Origin of the sequence: Pseudoalteromonas sp. MelDa3, assembly GCF_002863625.1 — a bacterium.
In the GTDB taxonomy this organism is placed as follows: Bacteria; Pseudomonadota; Gammaproteobacteria; order Enterobacterales; family Alteromonadaceae; genus Pseudoalteromonas; species Pseudoalteromonas arctica.
On record NZ_PJBR01000006.1, the window covers coordinates 42315 to 55560 of the forward strand.

The following is a 13246-nucleotide window of genomic DNA, read 5'->3' on the forward strand; positions in this document are numbered from 1 at the left end:
AGCATGTTTATTGCTTTAAAAAATCAAAGGTGTAGTTATATAAAAAAAGCATTTATAGCGGCGTTAAGCTTTATTGTTGTGGGTTGTAGTACACCACCTGAGCCTATTAGCTCGGTGCTACCACTTACAAAGAGCCAACTTGTAGAGCTGCCTAATGCACAAGTGGTTGTAACGTTTCCTGAGGTAAATCCAAGTAGCCGGTTTTATGTAAATAACCGAGGAACGTTTAAAGCTTACAAAGGGCGCGGGCAATTATTAATACAAAACCACAACGCACAAAGTGCCGATATTTATATTAATAATCAAAAGCTCGACGTTAGCCAACTGAGCGCCAACACTCTATACAATTACAGTTTGGCAAAAAATACTCACAATGGTGTTAATACTTTTAAAGTTGAAAATATTTTCCCTGTTGGCGCAAGTTTAACGCTACGTTTTGCATTTCCTACTTTAAGCGATGAGCCAATAAAGCTCGTAGATTTTACTGAAGTAGATGCATTAATTGAACGCGATGTAAAAGCGGGTTTTCCTGGGGCTGTGTTGGCCGTTGTTAAAAATGGAGAGCTAATAAAATTAACCGCCTATGGCGATGCAAAGCAATATCAGCAAAGTGATTTAATGCTACTTCGCCCAGAGCCAATGCAAACTAATACCTTGTTTGATCTTGCCTCAAACACCAAAATATTTGCCACCAACTTTGCACTTATGAAATTAGTAAGCGAAGGGTTATTGAATATTAATAAACCCGTGCAAAGCTACCTAAGCGAGTATAAAGGCGAAGGGCGAGTACAACGTAAAGTAAAAGATTTACTTACTCACAGCGCCGGATACCCGCCAGTATTTGACTTTCATCGTAAAGATGGCAGCTACGGCGACGCGTTTTATTCGCAAAACAGTAAAACCACCAAACAGCTATTACTTACCAGCGTGCCTTTTAGTAGTAAATCATCTGGTCAGCCTATTTACTCAGATATTGATTACATGATTTTAGGTGTGCTAATTGAGCGTATTACAGGGCAGCCTCTTGACGAATACCTAGAGCAGCAAGTGTATGCGCCACTAAAATTAACTAACACGTTATTTAATCCACTTAAAAAAGGCTTTAAGCCGCAGCAATTTGCAGCCACTGAGCTTAGCGGCAACACACGAGACGGGCGCATTAAGTTTGATAATGTTCGCACCAATGTTTTACAAGGCCAAGTGCATGACGAGCGCGCTTACTATTCTCTTGATGGCGTAGCAGGGCATGCGGGACTATTTAGTAACGCTCACGACTTAGCTGTGCTTTGCCAGCTATTATTAAATAATGGCGGCTACGGCGACCAACAATTATTTAGTGCAAGCGCCTTAGCGCAATTTTTAACGCCTCAAAGCAGCGACGAAACCTACGGGCTTGGCTTTAGGCTTGCTGGTAACAACCAAGCAAGGCGTTGGCATTTTGGCCCTTACGCAAGCGCGCAAGCTTATGGGCACACAGGTTGGACAGGTACAGTGACCGTAATTGACCCCGCTTACGACTTGGCTATTGTTTTACTTACTAATGCTCGCCATAGTGCAATTAAAGGCTCGCAAAAACGTTACGAATTTACAGGCAAACGATTTGAAACCGCACAGTACGGATCGGTGGTGTCGCTTATTTATGAAGCGCTACTAAATCAATAAGCTATCGTATAGGTTAAAACGTACTAACTGTGCCACCTTAAGTGGCTTATTTACAGGTGACTTGAGTAAGCCAATCCATTAAGCTAAGCGGTCTATAAAACTAAGCCGGTTTATGTTGTTAGGCTTAACAAATAAGCGTTAAAACGCGTACAAAGCGAGGTCTACTCGCTAATAATTAAGGTTAACTTTTTATGCATTGGTATTCTATTTTACCGCCGCTAATTGCGATTGCTATCGTGTTTTGGCGAAAAGAAGTGATTATGGCGCTACTTGTTGCTGTTGCTTCTTCTGAGTTTTTACTCGCCTTTCAGGGCGAAGGTAATAGCTTGTTTGATACTTTTTTAAATACCATTGAACGTATTATTTCGGTTGCCAGCTCGCCAGGTAATACACGCATACTAATTTTTAGTATTTTAATTGGTGCACTGCTTGCCTATATTCGCGAATCTGGCGGCGTTGCAGCAACTGTTAATATGCTAATGAACAAAGGCATTGCAAAAAGTAAGCGCCAAGTGGGCTTTTTAACCATGTTTACCGGCATTGCGGTGTTTATAGAATCTAACCTTAGCGTACTTACCTCGGGTATTTTATCGCGTGGCTTATTCGACAAATTTAAAATGAGCCGAGCGCGTCTAGCGTATATTATTGATAGCACCAGTGCGCCAGTGTGTATTTTAATACTACTTAACGGCTGGGGTGCATTTGTACTTGGTTTGTTAGGTAACTACGAGCTAGGTGAGTCGGCTGTATCGGTATTGTGGGGCAGCGTGGGGTATAACTTTTACGCCATAATTACCCTTGCCATTGTTTTTTACACAATCGCGTTCGATAAGGTGCACGGCCCAATGAAAGAAGCCGAAGAAAAACTAGAGCTTCAAACAACCGACGTAAAAGATGAAATAAAAGCCTCTAAAGCGCGTTACATGTTAATCCCGCTTATTACGCTTATTACCAGCATGGTTGGCTTTATGTATTACACCGGTAATGGTGTGTTGGCAGAGGGTAGTGGCTCTAAATCAGTATTATACGCAACAGTTTTAGCCATTGTTGTAGCGTACTTTTTAATGATTGGTTCGCGTAAATTTACCCATCATCAGTTAGTTGATACCGGTTTTAAAGGTATGGGCGAATTAATGCCGCTAGTCGCCATTGTACTGCTTTCGCTTACACTTGGCGCAAGCTTAAAAGAGCTGGGTACTGGCGTATTTGTAGCGTCACTTGTTGGCGACTACTTACCTATTTACTTAATAGTACCGGTGCTGTTTTTAACTGGCGCAGTAATGTCGTTTACTACAGGTACATCGTGGGGCACGTTTGCTATATTAATCCCAATTGGTGTGCCACTTATTCAAGCGCTAGGTTTACCGCCATCGCTTGTTGTTGGTGCTATTTTGGGTGGTGGTATATTTGGCGATCATTGCTCGCCTATATCCGACACCAGCGCTGTATCGGCTATTGCATCGGGATGTGACTTACTCACTCACGTTAAAACGCAGCTACCGTACGCCTTATTTGGTGGTGGCCTTACGTTTTTAGCGTACTTAGTAACAAGCATTATTGTTTTGTAAAATTTGATTATTTAAATACTCAAAAGCCTGCTTAGTCGCAGGCTTTTTTGTTTTCAAAATAAATAAAGCTAATTAAGATAGAGCCAAGCAATACCAAACTCAAAGGCTCTATAATTATTAGAAAAACTATTTAATTATAGACTTAATTACCCGTATTTATATTTTTTAGGTTATTGTATAGCATGAGCTTTAAGCTTTTTAATAGCTATAAATTCTTACTTTTTAATACCAATTCGCTTAATTAAGTAATCTATTTTGAGGCTGGAAAAACGTGTTGATAGCTAGGCAAAAAATTCGCTATTTAGTTGTTCTAAATGAGAATTTTTTAACGCAGGTAGCGACACGTTTAGCCCCGCAAAATGACTAAGTATTATTGCGGATTGGTATAATTCATATAAGGCTGTAAATCCACACTATGTTTGCAATTGATAATATCATTCTCGTTAGTGCCATATTAATTTTACTAGGAGTGATCTCGAGCAAGTTATCTGCACGCGTTGGCTTACCTGTGCTGGTGCTATTTTTACTTGTAGGCATGCTCGCAGGTGAAGATGGTATTGCAGGTATTTCATTCGACAACGCTGAGGCCGCACATGCTTTGGGTACTCTTGCGCTTGCCATTATTCTATTTGATGGCGGCTTACAAACGCCTACCAGTTCAATTAAACAAGTGTGGAAACCCGCGTCTGCTTTAGCAACCATTGGGGTGTTATTTACCGCTGTAATTACAGGTCTTGTGGCCACTTATATTTTAGACCTGCCCATATTACAAGGTGTTTTACTGGGCGCTATTGTTGGCTCTACAGATGCTGCAGCAGTGTTTGCGCTTTTACGAAGTGCGGGTATTCACTTAAACAAAAAGCTTAAATCGACGCTTGAAATAGAAAGTGCCTCGAACGATCCAATGGCTATTTTTCTAACAGTTGGATTGCTCGAAATGCTCGTTAACGACATGCCAATAGGGCTGGATTTACTACAGCTATTTGCTCAACAAATGGGTGTTGGCGCTATTTGTGGTCTTTTAATTGGTAAGGTATCGGTTTGGTTTATTAATCGAATTAAACTAAATGCATCGGGTTTGTATTTAGTGATGGTAACCGCATTTGGGCTGCTTTCTTTTGGCCTTTCTGCAACGCTCGGCGGCAGTGGGTTTTTAGCTGTATTTATAACCGGCGTGATTTTAGGTAACAGCAAGTTTGTATATAAACGCGGTATTTTTCTGTTTCATGACGGCTTAGCATGGCTTGGGCAAATAACCATGTTTGTTGTATTAGGACTCCTTATTAACCCGTCGTCGTTGGTTGACGTATGGTTAGAAGGACTGCTTATTGCACTGGCACTCATTTTTGTTGCTCGCCCATTAGCTGTAGCGCCTATTTTAAAACTGTTTGGCTTTAATAATCGCGAAACCTTATTTGTATCTTGGGTTGGCCTTAGAGGCTCAGTACCCATTATTTTAGCTATATTCCCATTACTATTTGGCCTTTCAGGGGCTGAACTTATTTTTAATGTCGTTTTTTTCGTGGTGTTAATTTCAGCCACGTTACAGGGCTCAACAATGCCTTGGATGGCTAAAAAACTAAATTTAGTAGAGCCGCCGCCCGACCTAGCCGCTGCAACGCTCGAAATTACAGCACTAAACGATATTGATATAGAAATTGTAGAATACACCTTAAGTGACGTTTCTCGGGTTTCTGGGCGCAGCTTGTCACATGCCGCACTTCCTGAAAGTGTGGTTGTTGCTATGATCACGCGGGGTCCGTCAATCATACCGCCACGAGGTTCAACTAAGTTGAAAGCAAACGATCACTTATTTGTTGTTTTAAAACCAGATAACAGACCTTTTGTTGATTTAGTTTTTACAGCAACCGATAAAACAAACCATCAAGATAGCCACTTAGCGCACAACGAACTTAAAGTGAAAGGGGTAACGTTGGTAGGGGATATATTTTACTCTTATCACATGCAAATAGACGCCCCAGAAGAGATAAGCTTGGAAGAAGTGATCAACCAAAAGCTTTCAGGAGAAGTCAGTAAAGGCGATATTGTTGTTATTGGTAATGTGCAAATACGCGTTATAACAATGGTGCATACACGCATAGTTACCATTGGTCTAAAGTATTTAAACAATCCAGAAAAACGACTTTTAAAGCGGTAATCATTAACAATGATTTATTTAGCGCTAGGATCATGTTTATAGCTGCGTAGGTTGGGTTGAGTGACACGAAACCCAACGGATCGCCAATGCAATGAGCACCTCCAAAGCTAGTTATATGTAGTGTTTATTGTAGGTGAACAGCTTGCTGGCGCGTCGGGCGGTAGCCTGAAAGTTAAATACAACATAAAACCTCATTCAGGTTTTTATCGTGCTGGCGACAGCGGCAAAGGTATACTGACGCTTATATCCCCTGAGCTTTCCCTGTACCACCGAGCATCACATTACTCCCTTCAAATATTGATAGATGTGAAAGTAAATGGTGAAGATAAGATACCAATGCGTGAAATTACTCATCAACTACCTATTTTCATGTCGCGATGTCGGGAAAATTGTTAAACGTGAAATTTATGTTTTAGTTTGGCAAGAAATAAGACCTGACTCTGAGGGATGGGATGCAAAATCTAGCCCAGCGGGTTTTGCAAATTAAATAAATAAGCGCTAACTCAAAAGCTTAGTTTAGAGTGATGATATTTCTCCTCAATTGACTTGTGGTATCTGTCAATTTAAAGTGGGATTAAATACTATCCCTTAATTCAAAGGTTCTGCAATGGAACAGGCGGAAATAAAAGCGACTCTAGAGGATGCGGTAAAAAACGATACCTTACTTAAGTTTTTAAATGACTTGGATTTCAGAGATATTCGTAATAAAGATAGTTTAATAGCTGAAGAGTTGGCGTATCTCCACAATAATCAAATCTTGGATCTGAATGAGCAATTACTAAAGCTAACAAATCAAGAAAATAATTATAACTCTTCAAGTCTGACATTTGCCTATTGTTCTGTATTGCCCAAACTTGATACTACTGTGATTGATGTTGTTAATGTATTCGTTCACTTAAAAGATGAAGAATTAGTTTATGGCGATTATGAACAAGCCTATTTTTTGTTTTGCCAGCAAAATTTAGATCGTTGTAAAGCTGGTTTAAGTTTTATATTAGAGCAACCGGAAAATAGTTATCCTTTATTAGCTAATACAATAATGGGTGCTGCGAAACTCGACTCTTCATGGGTAATAGAACAACTTTCGACGTTGATCAAGCACGAAAGTGCGGGTATACGATTACAGATATATTCGGCTATAGGTCGGGTCTCATTGAATGATTTAGATATGCCATCAGTTCGTCTAAAGCTATTAGAAAGCGCTTTAAATATTGAAACAGGTAGTTCTGAAAAATCTGAAATTTTTCGCTCAGCTTTTCTTATTGCGAAACAAACTCCCATATTATGGCCTCAAGCCCAGTTATTGTTTGAACAATGTCTTCAGAAATATGAACATTTGGTAATACAAGAAGCTTCATACCTAGCAGCTTTTAATGGACAAGATCTTCCTGATAACGTCGTTACATTTCTAATACCTTATTTCAAAAATACAACGCCAGCTCAATCTAAAACACTAGATCACTTGTCCTATTTTATTATAAATGAAATTAATGGTGAGAAATGTTCTTTAGTAGAAGATTTACTTGAAACCCTACTTATAAAAAATAATGAGCTTAAAGTTAGCGATTTTCAGCACCTAGATCATGAGCTTGTGAATGAGCGAAATTCAGATTTTTTAAATAGAATAGTTACAAAATGGCTTTTAATAGGAGATGTTCAACTGTGTTGTGCGTTGCATGATGTAATTACTAAAGGTGATAGAGACTTGATTGAACTCTCAATTGATGAATCAGTTTTACCGCTTACGGATAACGAGTTTCTGTTTTTGGTTAGAAAGACTGTTGGTTGGCTTTTTTATACCCCCAATGCTGCTATCAGCTTTTTACTTTCTATTATTCCTCATACAAAAGCAGATTTAAAAACGCAGATAACCCAATTACTTTATGATCCACTACTTCTTAGTTATACAGGGAAAGGCAAAGACTTCCTGACAAAAAAAATTGAGAATGCTGATAATGATATTCTGACTATTATTAACCAGCTTTTATCCGATTTAGAACGCTATCAAGCAGATTTTAAAGACATTAAAAATGTAAAAGAACTAAGTGTTTCTCAAAAAGAAGTTAATATTTACTGGCAAGATTTTGAAGAGAAAATGTCTCAAAGTATGAGTGAAGCAAGGAAAGGCTCTATAGTTGATTTAATCGCTACAACACAAACTATTTTATATGGTAATGATGTTGTCACACCTTCAGCTTTGGGAAATAAAAATCAACGCATAAAAAATACGATGCACTCAGTGCGTTATTCTTATGAAATGCCAAAAATGAGTGTGATTGATCCTGAAGGTTTAGATATTATGCTGAGGGTATTCCGTTGTGAGAGGTTCATAAATGAAAAAGATGCTTAAGGAGTATTTAGCCTCATTAAAGGAAAGGGATGAATTAGATATTATTTTACCTGATTTGTTAAGCCAGATGGGATTAAATGTATTTATAAAACCCTCTAGAGGGTTTAAAGAATACGGTGTAGATGTTGCTGCTGTGGGCAGTATAAATGGTGATGTTGATAAAGTTTATTTATTCTCAGTTAAAGAAAAAAACTTAACTCGTAGCACCTGGATAGGTGATTCACACCAATCTCTCCGGTGGTCTTTAGAAGAGATTCAAGATTCATTTATAGATAGTCGAATTCCGCTTGAGCACAAGTCTAAGCCTGTCGTTATTGGTTTGTGTTTTGGTGGCCACATTAGCACAGGTATTAGGCAAGACGTCACAGGATATATCCGAAGAAATACAAGGGCGGATTTATCTTTTGAAGAATGGAATGGCGATAAACTAGCAGGTCTGATTCTTGAACACATGTTTACCGAAGCTCTTTTTCCTATTGGCTGGCAACCACTACTTCATAAATCTATAGCTTTAATTGATGAACCAATAGAATCTAGAAAGTACTTCAGCATATTACTACAATTCATTTTTGATAAAGATAAGAAGCCAGCAGCTATTATTAAAGCTATTAATCAAGTGAATTTAGCTTTGTGGCTAATATTTAGTCAACACCGTGAACAGGGTAATTTAGAGGCATCTTTTCAATTGGCTGAATATTCTTTACTTGTGACATGGGGCTCAATTAAAGACAATCTTAATCAAAAGCCGATCCGTAATTCATTTGACGGGCTTTTACAAACCTATCATACAATCACCGAGGCTTATTTTGAGAAGGTTGTATTCCCATTTGTAGATAAAAAGCATGCAATATCACATTTAGTTTCGGCACCATGCTCAATAAGCATTAATTTGAAATTGTTTGATATTTTAGGGCGTTTAGCTACTAGAGGGCAGTGGTTACTATTTGAACTTACTAAGTTGTATGAAAATGATACTTCGGAAAAATTTGAAAGTGATGAATTCGAAGTACTCCAAAGTAAATTAAGTAAAGTTAAAAGAGCAATAAATCATTTAGTCATTAATAATCCTTTATTGTTTTCACCTTATAAAGATGACCAGGCGATAGATTTAGTATTAGCGCTTCACCTTTTATACCAAAATAGTCACGATGATGACTTTGTAAAAAGTTGGTTGGATACCATTATTGACCGAGTAACTTTCTCTTATGAGTCAAATGGTATGTATCCCACAAACCTGTATACATACGAACAATTACTAGAACATCGCAACAAAGAAAAAACGGATATGGATTATAAAGAGTCGATGACTAAAGCGAGTGTTCTTTATCCCGCTATAACCTTGTTCTGCAATTTGTACGACACGCCTGATTTAGCAGAAATATTAGAAGAATTTTGCGATAAAAATTTGAAGCACTGTACTCTCCAATATTGGTACCCGAATGAAATATCAGAAGATTATTTATTTTCAGGAGCTAATCAACATGGAGTCGCAACGACTAACTTTCCTATAAATGGCAAGTTGGCTAGAAAGCATGTCGAAGAAGAGTGTAAACATTCTAATTTTTTTTGGGGACTAACGGCGGTAAAGCAGGGGTATATGCCATTGGTTTTAGTGGCTTGTCGATATTATCGTTATCCAATACCATTTAATTTGCTATTTCCAGAGCAGGTGGAACCCAAAATAGCCTGTTAATTATCTAATCTAAATACTAAATACTAAATACTAAATACTAAATACTAAATAAAAATTTATGTTCATTAACTCTACTCTGCGCAGCGGTAAGTGCCTCTGTGTTCTTGGTGGTAATTCTCTATTTAAATTATCACCATCCCAAACCACCTAAGCCCCACACTGCCTAACCCCATTACCCGCATGTTTAAGCGCAATAATCTGCCCTTTACCGTTATGTGCCATGGCGAGCATGTCGCCTGTATTTATATTACTTTCGACCGCGTGTTTACCTTTTAAATCACTCAACAGCGAACGCTTAATTTGCACGAGCACCTCGTCATTACAGCTGGCTATGTACCAGTCGTTATCTACCTTCACTAGAGTGCCGTATTCTATGTGGCGTTGTTGGTGGCGGCGTAAATCATTAGCGAATTGGCTGTCGAGTGCGTGTTTTTGCTCTGTAATAGAGCTTGCGTAGCTGCCGGATGGATTTATTTCGTGTGTTTTAATAATTGAATAGTCGTGAATGTCTATAGTCTTAAGTACGCTGTTAAGCACGGTTTTGGGCTCTGTATTTATTATGTTGTTATTATCAAACACAATAAATGCAAACACACCCAGTGCGCAGGCTAGGCTGATTAGCTGTAGCGTAAAGCCGATCTTTTTAGGATTAGTGTGCGTGGCTTTATTAAGTAGCACTTTTTGCTGATCACTTGTAAGTGTAGTGCGCGCTTTTCGCTCTTTGTAGTGTTGTGTGAGCTTTTGATCAAGCGGCTCATCAGGCTTGTTCATTGTTTGCTCCTAATAAACGTTTAAGATTTTGCTTGGCATAGCGCAGCCTTGTTTTAATGGTCTCGAGGCTGCTTTGCGTTATAAGTTCTATGTCGGTGAGCGAAAAGCCTTCTTGTTGTAAAGTAATGGCTTCGCGTTGTACAAAACTCAGTTGTTTAAGTGCGGCGTCGAACGCGTCATAGCTTATGTTTGAGCTTCCTATATGCGAGTCTCTGCTAGTTAAGTCACTGCTATTTAAGTCGCTTTCGCTTTTATCATTTTGTGCTGCTAAATGCGTGTTTTCGTCAAACTCTACAAAGCGTTGTTGCCTGCGGCATTCGTCAATGAGTGTGTTGCGGGCAAGTTTAAATAACCACGCTTTGGGTGTGGCTTGCGCTTGATAAAGGTGGCGTTTTTCGATTAATTTTAGCCATGTTTGTTGGCTTACGTCGTATGCTAAATGCGTATTAGATTGTGTAACAAGGTAGTGGTATAAGTCGTTACTGTAGAGGGCAATAAGCTGCTCTAAGTAACGATTGTCGCCACTTTTTGCGTAACTTGCCATACAGTCCTTGCTTGGCGTTTCAAATAACCATGACTTAATACTTAGTAGCATAGGCGTTTAGTCCGTTAAATAGAGTTATCTAATTTAAAATCGAGCTGTACAGTTTGACCTGTTTGTAATTGTGCCACACCTTCAATTACTTTGGGGCGATATTTCCAGCGTTTAATGGCTCTTATTGCTTCGCGGTCAAAGGTACGTTTTGGCTCGGCGTTAATAACTACTGGGTCGATTACCTCCCCCGTTGGCGAAATACTAAAGCTTAGTTGTACCCAACCTTCAATACCATCGCGCGCTGCTGTGGTTGGGTATTTAGGGTTAATGCGCACAATGGGTGTTGCATCCCCTGTTGGGCGATTAATGGTGTTGTTAATGTCGCCACCAAAATCGTCAATTGTAATCGGCGTAAAGTCGCTAATTGCCAACACAGGATCGGCTGATGTATCAAGCGGTGGAGCTTTTTGCGGCACTTTAGGCATTGGCGGTGGTGGCTGTATTTTTTGTATGTGCCTTAGCTTTGAATCCTCAGGCGCTTGAAAAATCTCTACTATAATATCGCCGCCCGGTTTAACCGGTGCGCGTTGCTCGCCACTTATTAAATATTGCATAAACGCAAAAGCAGCAAAGGTCATTGCGGCGCCGCCAATAACGGCAGTCGATGTTTTAATAAATATTGGGTTGTTAGGTACTTCAAGTGTGTGCATAAGCCGCTCCAAATTTTATTGACCACTACAATTAGGGTGTTTTCAAAGCTATAACGGGTGGCAAATCAAAAAGGGGTGAAATAATTTTATAAAAAATGTGGGGTTTAGTTACAATAGCCATTCGCATTCTTTTACTTATTAACTTTTTAGGCTGTTATGCAACTCATTGAAATAAATAAAGCACGTTACCGTAAACATTTAAACCGTGTTATTGCAGGATGTGGTATTGGTTTGGCGGTAGGCAGCTTGGCTATATCGCAAACGCTGATTGCTTTATTTCCTGATGAAAGTGGTAGCCACTTTCATTGGAACTTAATAGGCGTTGCTATTACTAGCGTTGGGCTTGCGTGGTTACTTCATAAATACCGTACTCATACGTTTATGACTGAAGTTGTTTATGTGTGGGAGCTTAAAAAAGCACTTAACAAAATAACCCGTAAAATGGCTAAGTTAAAAGCCGCTGGCCGTGAAGGTAATGCCGATGCGTTATTAGCGATTCATTATAGCTATGCGGGCTCTCGGTTATTGTGGCAGCTAGACGATAATCTAATCACTATGGACGATTTAGCTATTAAACAAGCTGAGCTTGAATCTGTTGCAGCGCAACATAACGTAACGCTTAACGTTGAAGATTACGACGCAAGTATTTTAAAACAGTTTTAAAGCTTAGGTTTTTAAATTAGTTAGAGGAGCCTTAATGAAAAAAGTACTCATAGTTTGTTTAGGTAATATTTGCCGCTCGCCAACCGCAGAGGCGGTATTAAAAGCCCGTGCTAAAAAGCTAGGTGTTAACGTTAAAGTCGATTCGGCAGGGACTATTGGTTACCACGAAGGTAAAACGCCTGATAGTCGCTCAATGGCTGCAGGGGAGAAGCGCGGTTATAGTTTTAAAGGTATTTATTCGCGTAAAGTACGCACAAGCGACTTTACTGAATTTGATTTGATTTTAGCGGCCGATACGCAAAATTTAGCTGATTTAACAGCGCAATGCCCTGAGCATTTACGCTATAAGCTGGCGCTATTTTTAGAATATGGCGAGCAAGCCCAAAGCGCTATTCCCGATCCTTATTACGGCGGCGATGATGGCTTTGAAAATGTGCTCGATTTAATAGAAGCGGCTAGCGATAAAATACTCGCTAAAATTTAATCCCTATTTTATTACTAAAGCTAAATTTAACGAGCTTTTTGTCGTATTGCACAGCGTCCCTAAAGTAAGTACATTTTATGCTTACTCAAAGGGAACTTTATGAAAATAAAAATATTACTACTCACTTTATCTATCGCTTCTTGTTCTACTTTTGCTAACGATGTTAGTTTTTCGATTGGGGGTGGCTATCCTTACTTAGTTATTCCTGAAGTGTCTTTGTCGGCTAACGACGACACACAACGCTGGTATGCAAACTATAAACTAGGCCTTGATGATGGATTTTCTGCAGGTTTTGAACAAGCAGTAAGCGATAATAAAAAGCATGCTTTTGGCGCGCTTGTGGGCGCTATTGGTGCAAGAGATACAGACCAAGAGTGTGAAGGTTCAACTAATGATGTAGCAACTGACTTTGCTAATACGCTAGGTTGTGTAATTGGCGGTATTTTTGATGAAGAAACAACAAACGGAATAGGGCTTACGTACAGCTATAACTTTAATGGATTGAACAGCGCTGGTTTTAGATTAGAGCTAGATGTGGGCTATGGCAAAACAAGCGACAGCAACGAAAAAAGAGCCGATGGCGGTATTAGCGTAAGTTACGAATTTTAACTACGTAGAATTTGTATTAGTTGGTATTAAAAAAGGCGCATAA

12 protein-coding genes are annotated in these 13246 nt (G+C 39.2%); 9 read left to right on the forward strand and 3 right to left on the reverse strand.

Annotated features, from left to right (window positions below):
* Positions 1-3 precede the first annotated feature (3 nt).
* From pbp4b to CXF89_RS01795, 6 genes are all read left to right on the forward strand, one after another.
* Positions 4-1662, forward strand: a complete 1659-nt coding sequence (gene pbp4b / locus CXF89_RS01775; protein ID WP_121953634.1) for a penicillin binding protein PBP4B — start codon at positions 4-6, stop codon at positions 1660-1662.
* Positions 1663-1853: 191 nt separating this feature from the next.
* The gene (locus tag CXF89_RS01780; RefSeq protein ID WP_121953635.1) at positions 1854-3230 is read left to right on the forward strand and encodes a Na+/H+ antiporter NhaC family protein; all 1377 of its coding nucleotides are present in this window, start codon (positions 1854-1856) and stop codon (positions 3228-3230) included.
* Between the two features lie 415 nt (positions 3231-3645).
* Entirely contained in the window at positions 3646-5388 is a 1743-nt protein-coding gene (locus CXF89_RS01785) for a potassium/proton antiporter (RefSeq protein WP_121953636.1), read from the forward strand.
* A 340-nt stretch (positions 5389-5728) separates the two neighbouring features.
* Complete coding sequence (locus CXF89_RS21140; RefSeq protein WP_175413907.1) at positions 5729-5875, forward strand: hypothetical protein; 147 nt, start codon at positions 5729-5731, stop codon at positions 5873-5875.
* 120 nt (positions 5876-5995) lie between these two features.
* Entirely contained in the window at positions 5996-7738 is a 1743-nt protein-coding gene (locus CXF89_RS01790; protein ID WP_121953637.1) for a hypothetical protein, read from the forward strand.
* Positions 7722-9431, forward strand: a complete 1710-nt coding sequence (locus tag CXF89_RS01795; protein WP_121953638.1) for a hypothetical protein — start codon at positions 7722-7724, stop codon at positions 9429-9431. Before CXF89_RS01790 ends, CXF89_RS01795 begins: the two co-directional genes overlap by 17 nt.
* Before the next feature lie 147 nt (positions 9432-9578).
* Here the strand turns inward: CXF89_RS01795 and CXF89_RS01800 are convergent, their stop codons facing one another.
* From CXF89_RS01800 to CXF89_RS01810, 3 genes are read right to left on the reverse strand one after another with little or no spacing between them, the layout of a single operon-like run.
* Positions 9579-10202 carry a hypothetical protein gene (locus CXF89_RS01800; protein ID WP_121953639.1) on the reverse strand — a complete coding sequence of 208 codons (624 nt, stop codon included), beginning with the start codon at positions 10200-10202 and terminating at the stop codon, positions 9579-9581.
* Complete coding sequence (locus CXF89_RS01805; RefSeq protein WP_121953640.1) at positions 10189-10797, reverse strand: sigma-70 family RNA polymerase sigma factor; 609 nt, start codon at positions 10795-10797, stop codon at positions 10189-10191. The genes CXF89_RS01800 and CXF89_RS01805 overlap by 14 nt, the downstream gene beginning before the upstream one ends.
* A gap of 14 nt (positions 10798-10811) precedes the next feature.
* Positions 10812-11447, reverse strand: a complete 636-nt coding sequence (locus CXF89_RS01810; protein ID WP_121953641.1) for an energy transducer TonB — start codon at positions 11445-11447, stop codon at positions 10812-10814.
* A gap of 156 nt (positions 11448-11603) precedes the next feature.
* Between CXF89_RS01810 and CXF89_RS01815 the strand changes: the two genes are divergently transcribed.
* The 3 genes from CXF89_RS01815 (at position 11604) to CXF89_RS01825 (ending at position 13203) form a co-directional block, all read left to right on the forward strand.
* Complete coding sequence (locus tag CXF89_RS01815; protein WP_007583795.1) at positions 11604-12110, forward strand: DUF3087 domain-containing protein; 507 nt, start codon at positions 11604-11606, stop codon at positions 12108-12110.
* A 34-nt stretch (positions 12111-12144) separates the two neighbouring features.
* On the forward strand, positions 12145-12594 hold the full coding sequence (locus CXF89_RS01820; protein ID WP_010555493.1) for a low molecular weight protein-tyrosine-phosphatase: 450 nt from the start codon (positions 12145-12147) through the stop codon (positions 12592-12594).
* A gap of 99 nt (positions 12595-12693) precedes the next feature.
* Complete coding sequence (locus CXF89_RS01825; protein WP_121953642.1) at positions 12694-13203, forward strand: hypothetical protein; 510 nt, start codon at positions 12694-12696, stop codon at positions 13201-13203.
* The last annotated feature ends 43 nt before the right edge of the window (positions 13204-13246 follow it).

Bases quoted from the DNA above. Each gene is read 5' to 3' on its own strand.
- CXF89_RS01805 (WP_121953640.1), bottom strand. From the start codon at position 10,797: ATGCTACTAAGTATTAAGTCATGGTTATTTGAAACGCCAAGCAAGGAC.
- CXF89_RS01810 (WP_121953641.1), bottom strand. From the start codon at position 11,447: ATGCACACACTTGAAGTACCTAACAACCCAATATTTATTAAAACATCG.
- CXF89_RS01800 (WP_121953639.1), bottom strand. From the start codon at position 10,202: ATGAACAAGCCTGATGAGCCGCTTGATCAAAAGCTCACACAACACTAC.
- CXF89_RS01815 (WP_007583795.1), top strand. From the start codon at position 11,604: ATGCAACTCATTGAAATAAATAAAGCACGTTACCGTAAACATTTAAAC.
- CXF89_RS01780 (WP_121953635.1), top strand. From the start codon at position 1,854: ATGCATTGGTATTCTATTTTACCGCCGCTAATTGCGATTGCTATCGTG.
- CXF89_RS01825 (WP_121953642.1), top strand. From the start codon at position 12,694: ATGAAAATAAAAATATTACTACTCACTTTATCTATCGCTTCTTGTTCT.
- CXF89_RS01795 (WP_121953638.1), top strand. From the start codon at position 7,722: ATGAAAAAGATGCTTAAGGAGTATTTAGCCTCATTAAAGGAAAGGGAT.
- pbp4b (WP_121953634.1), top strand. From the start codon at position 4: ATGTTTATTGCTTTAAAAAATCAAAGGTGTAGTTATATAAAAAAAGCA.
- CXF89_RS01820 (WP_010555493.1), top strand. From the start codon at position 12,145: ATGAAAAAAGTACTCATAGTTTGTTTAGGTAATATTTGCCGCTCGCCA.
- CXF89_RS01785 (WP_121953636.1), top strand. From the start codon at position 3,646: ATGTTTGCAATTGATAATATCATTCTCGTTAGTGCCATATTAATTTTA.
- CXF89_RS01790 (WP_121953637.1), top strand. From the start codon at position 5,996: ATGGAACAGGCGGAAATAAAAGCGACTCTAGAGGATGCGGTAAAAAAC.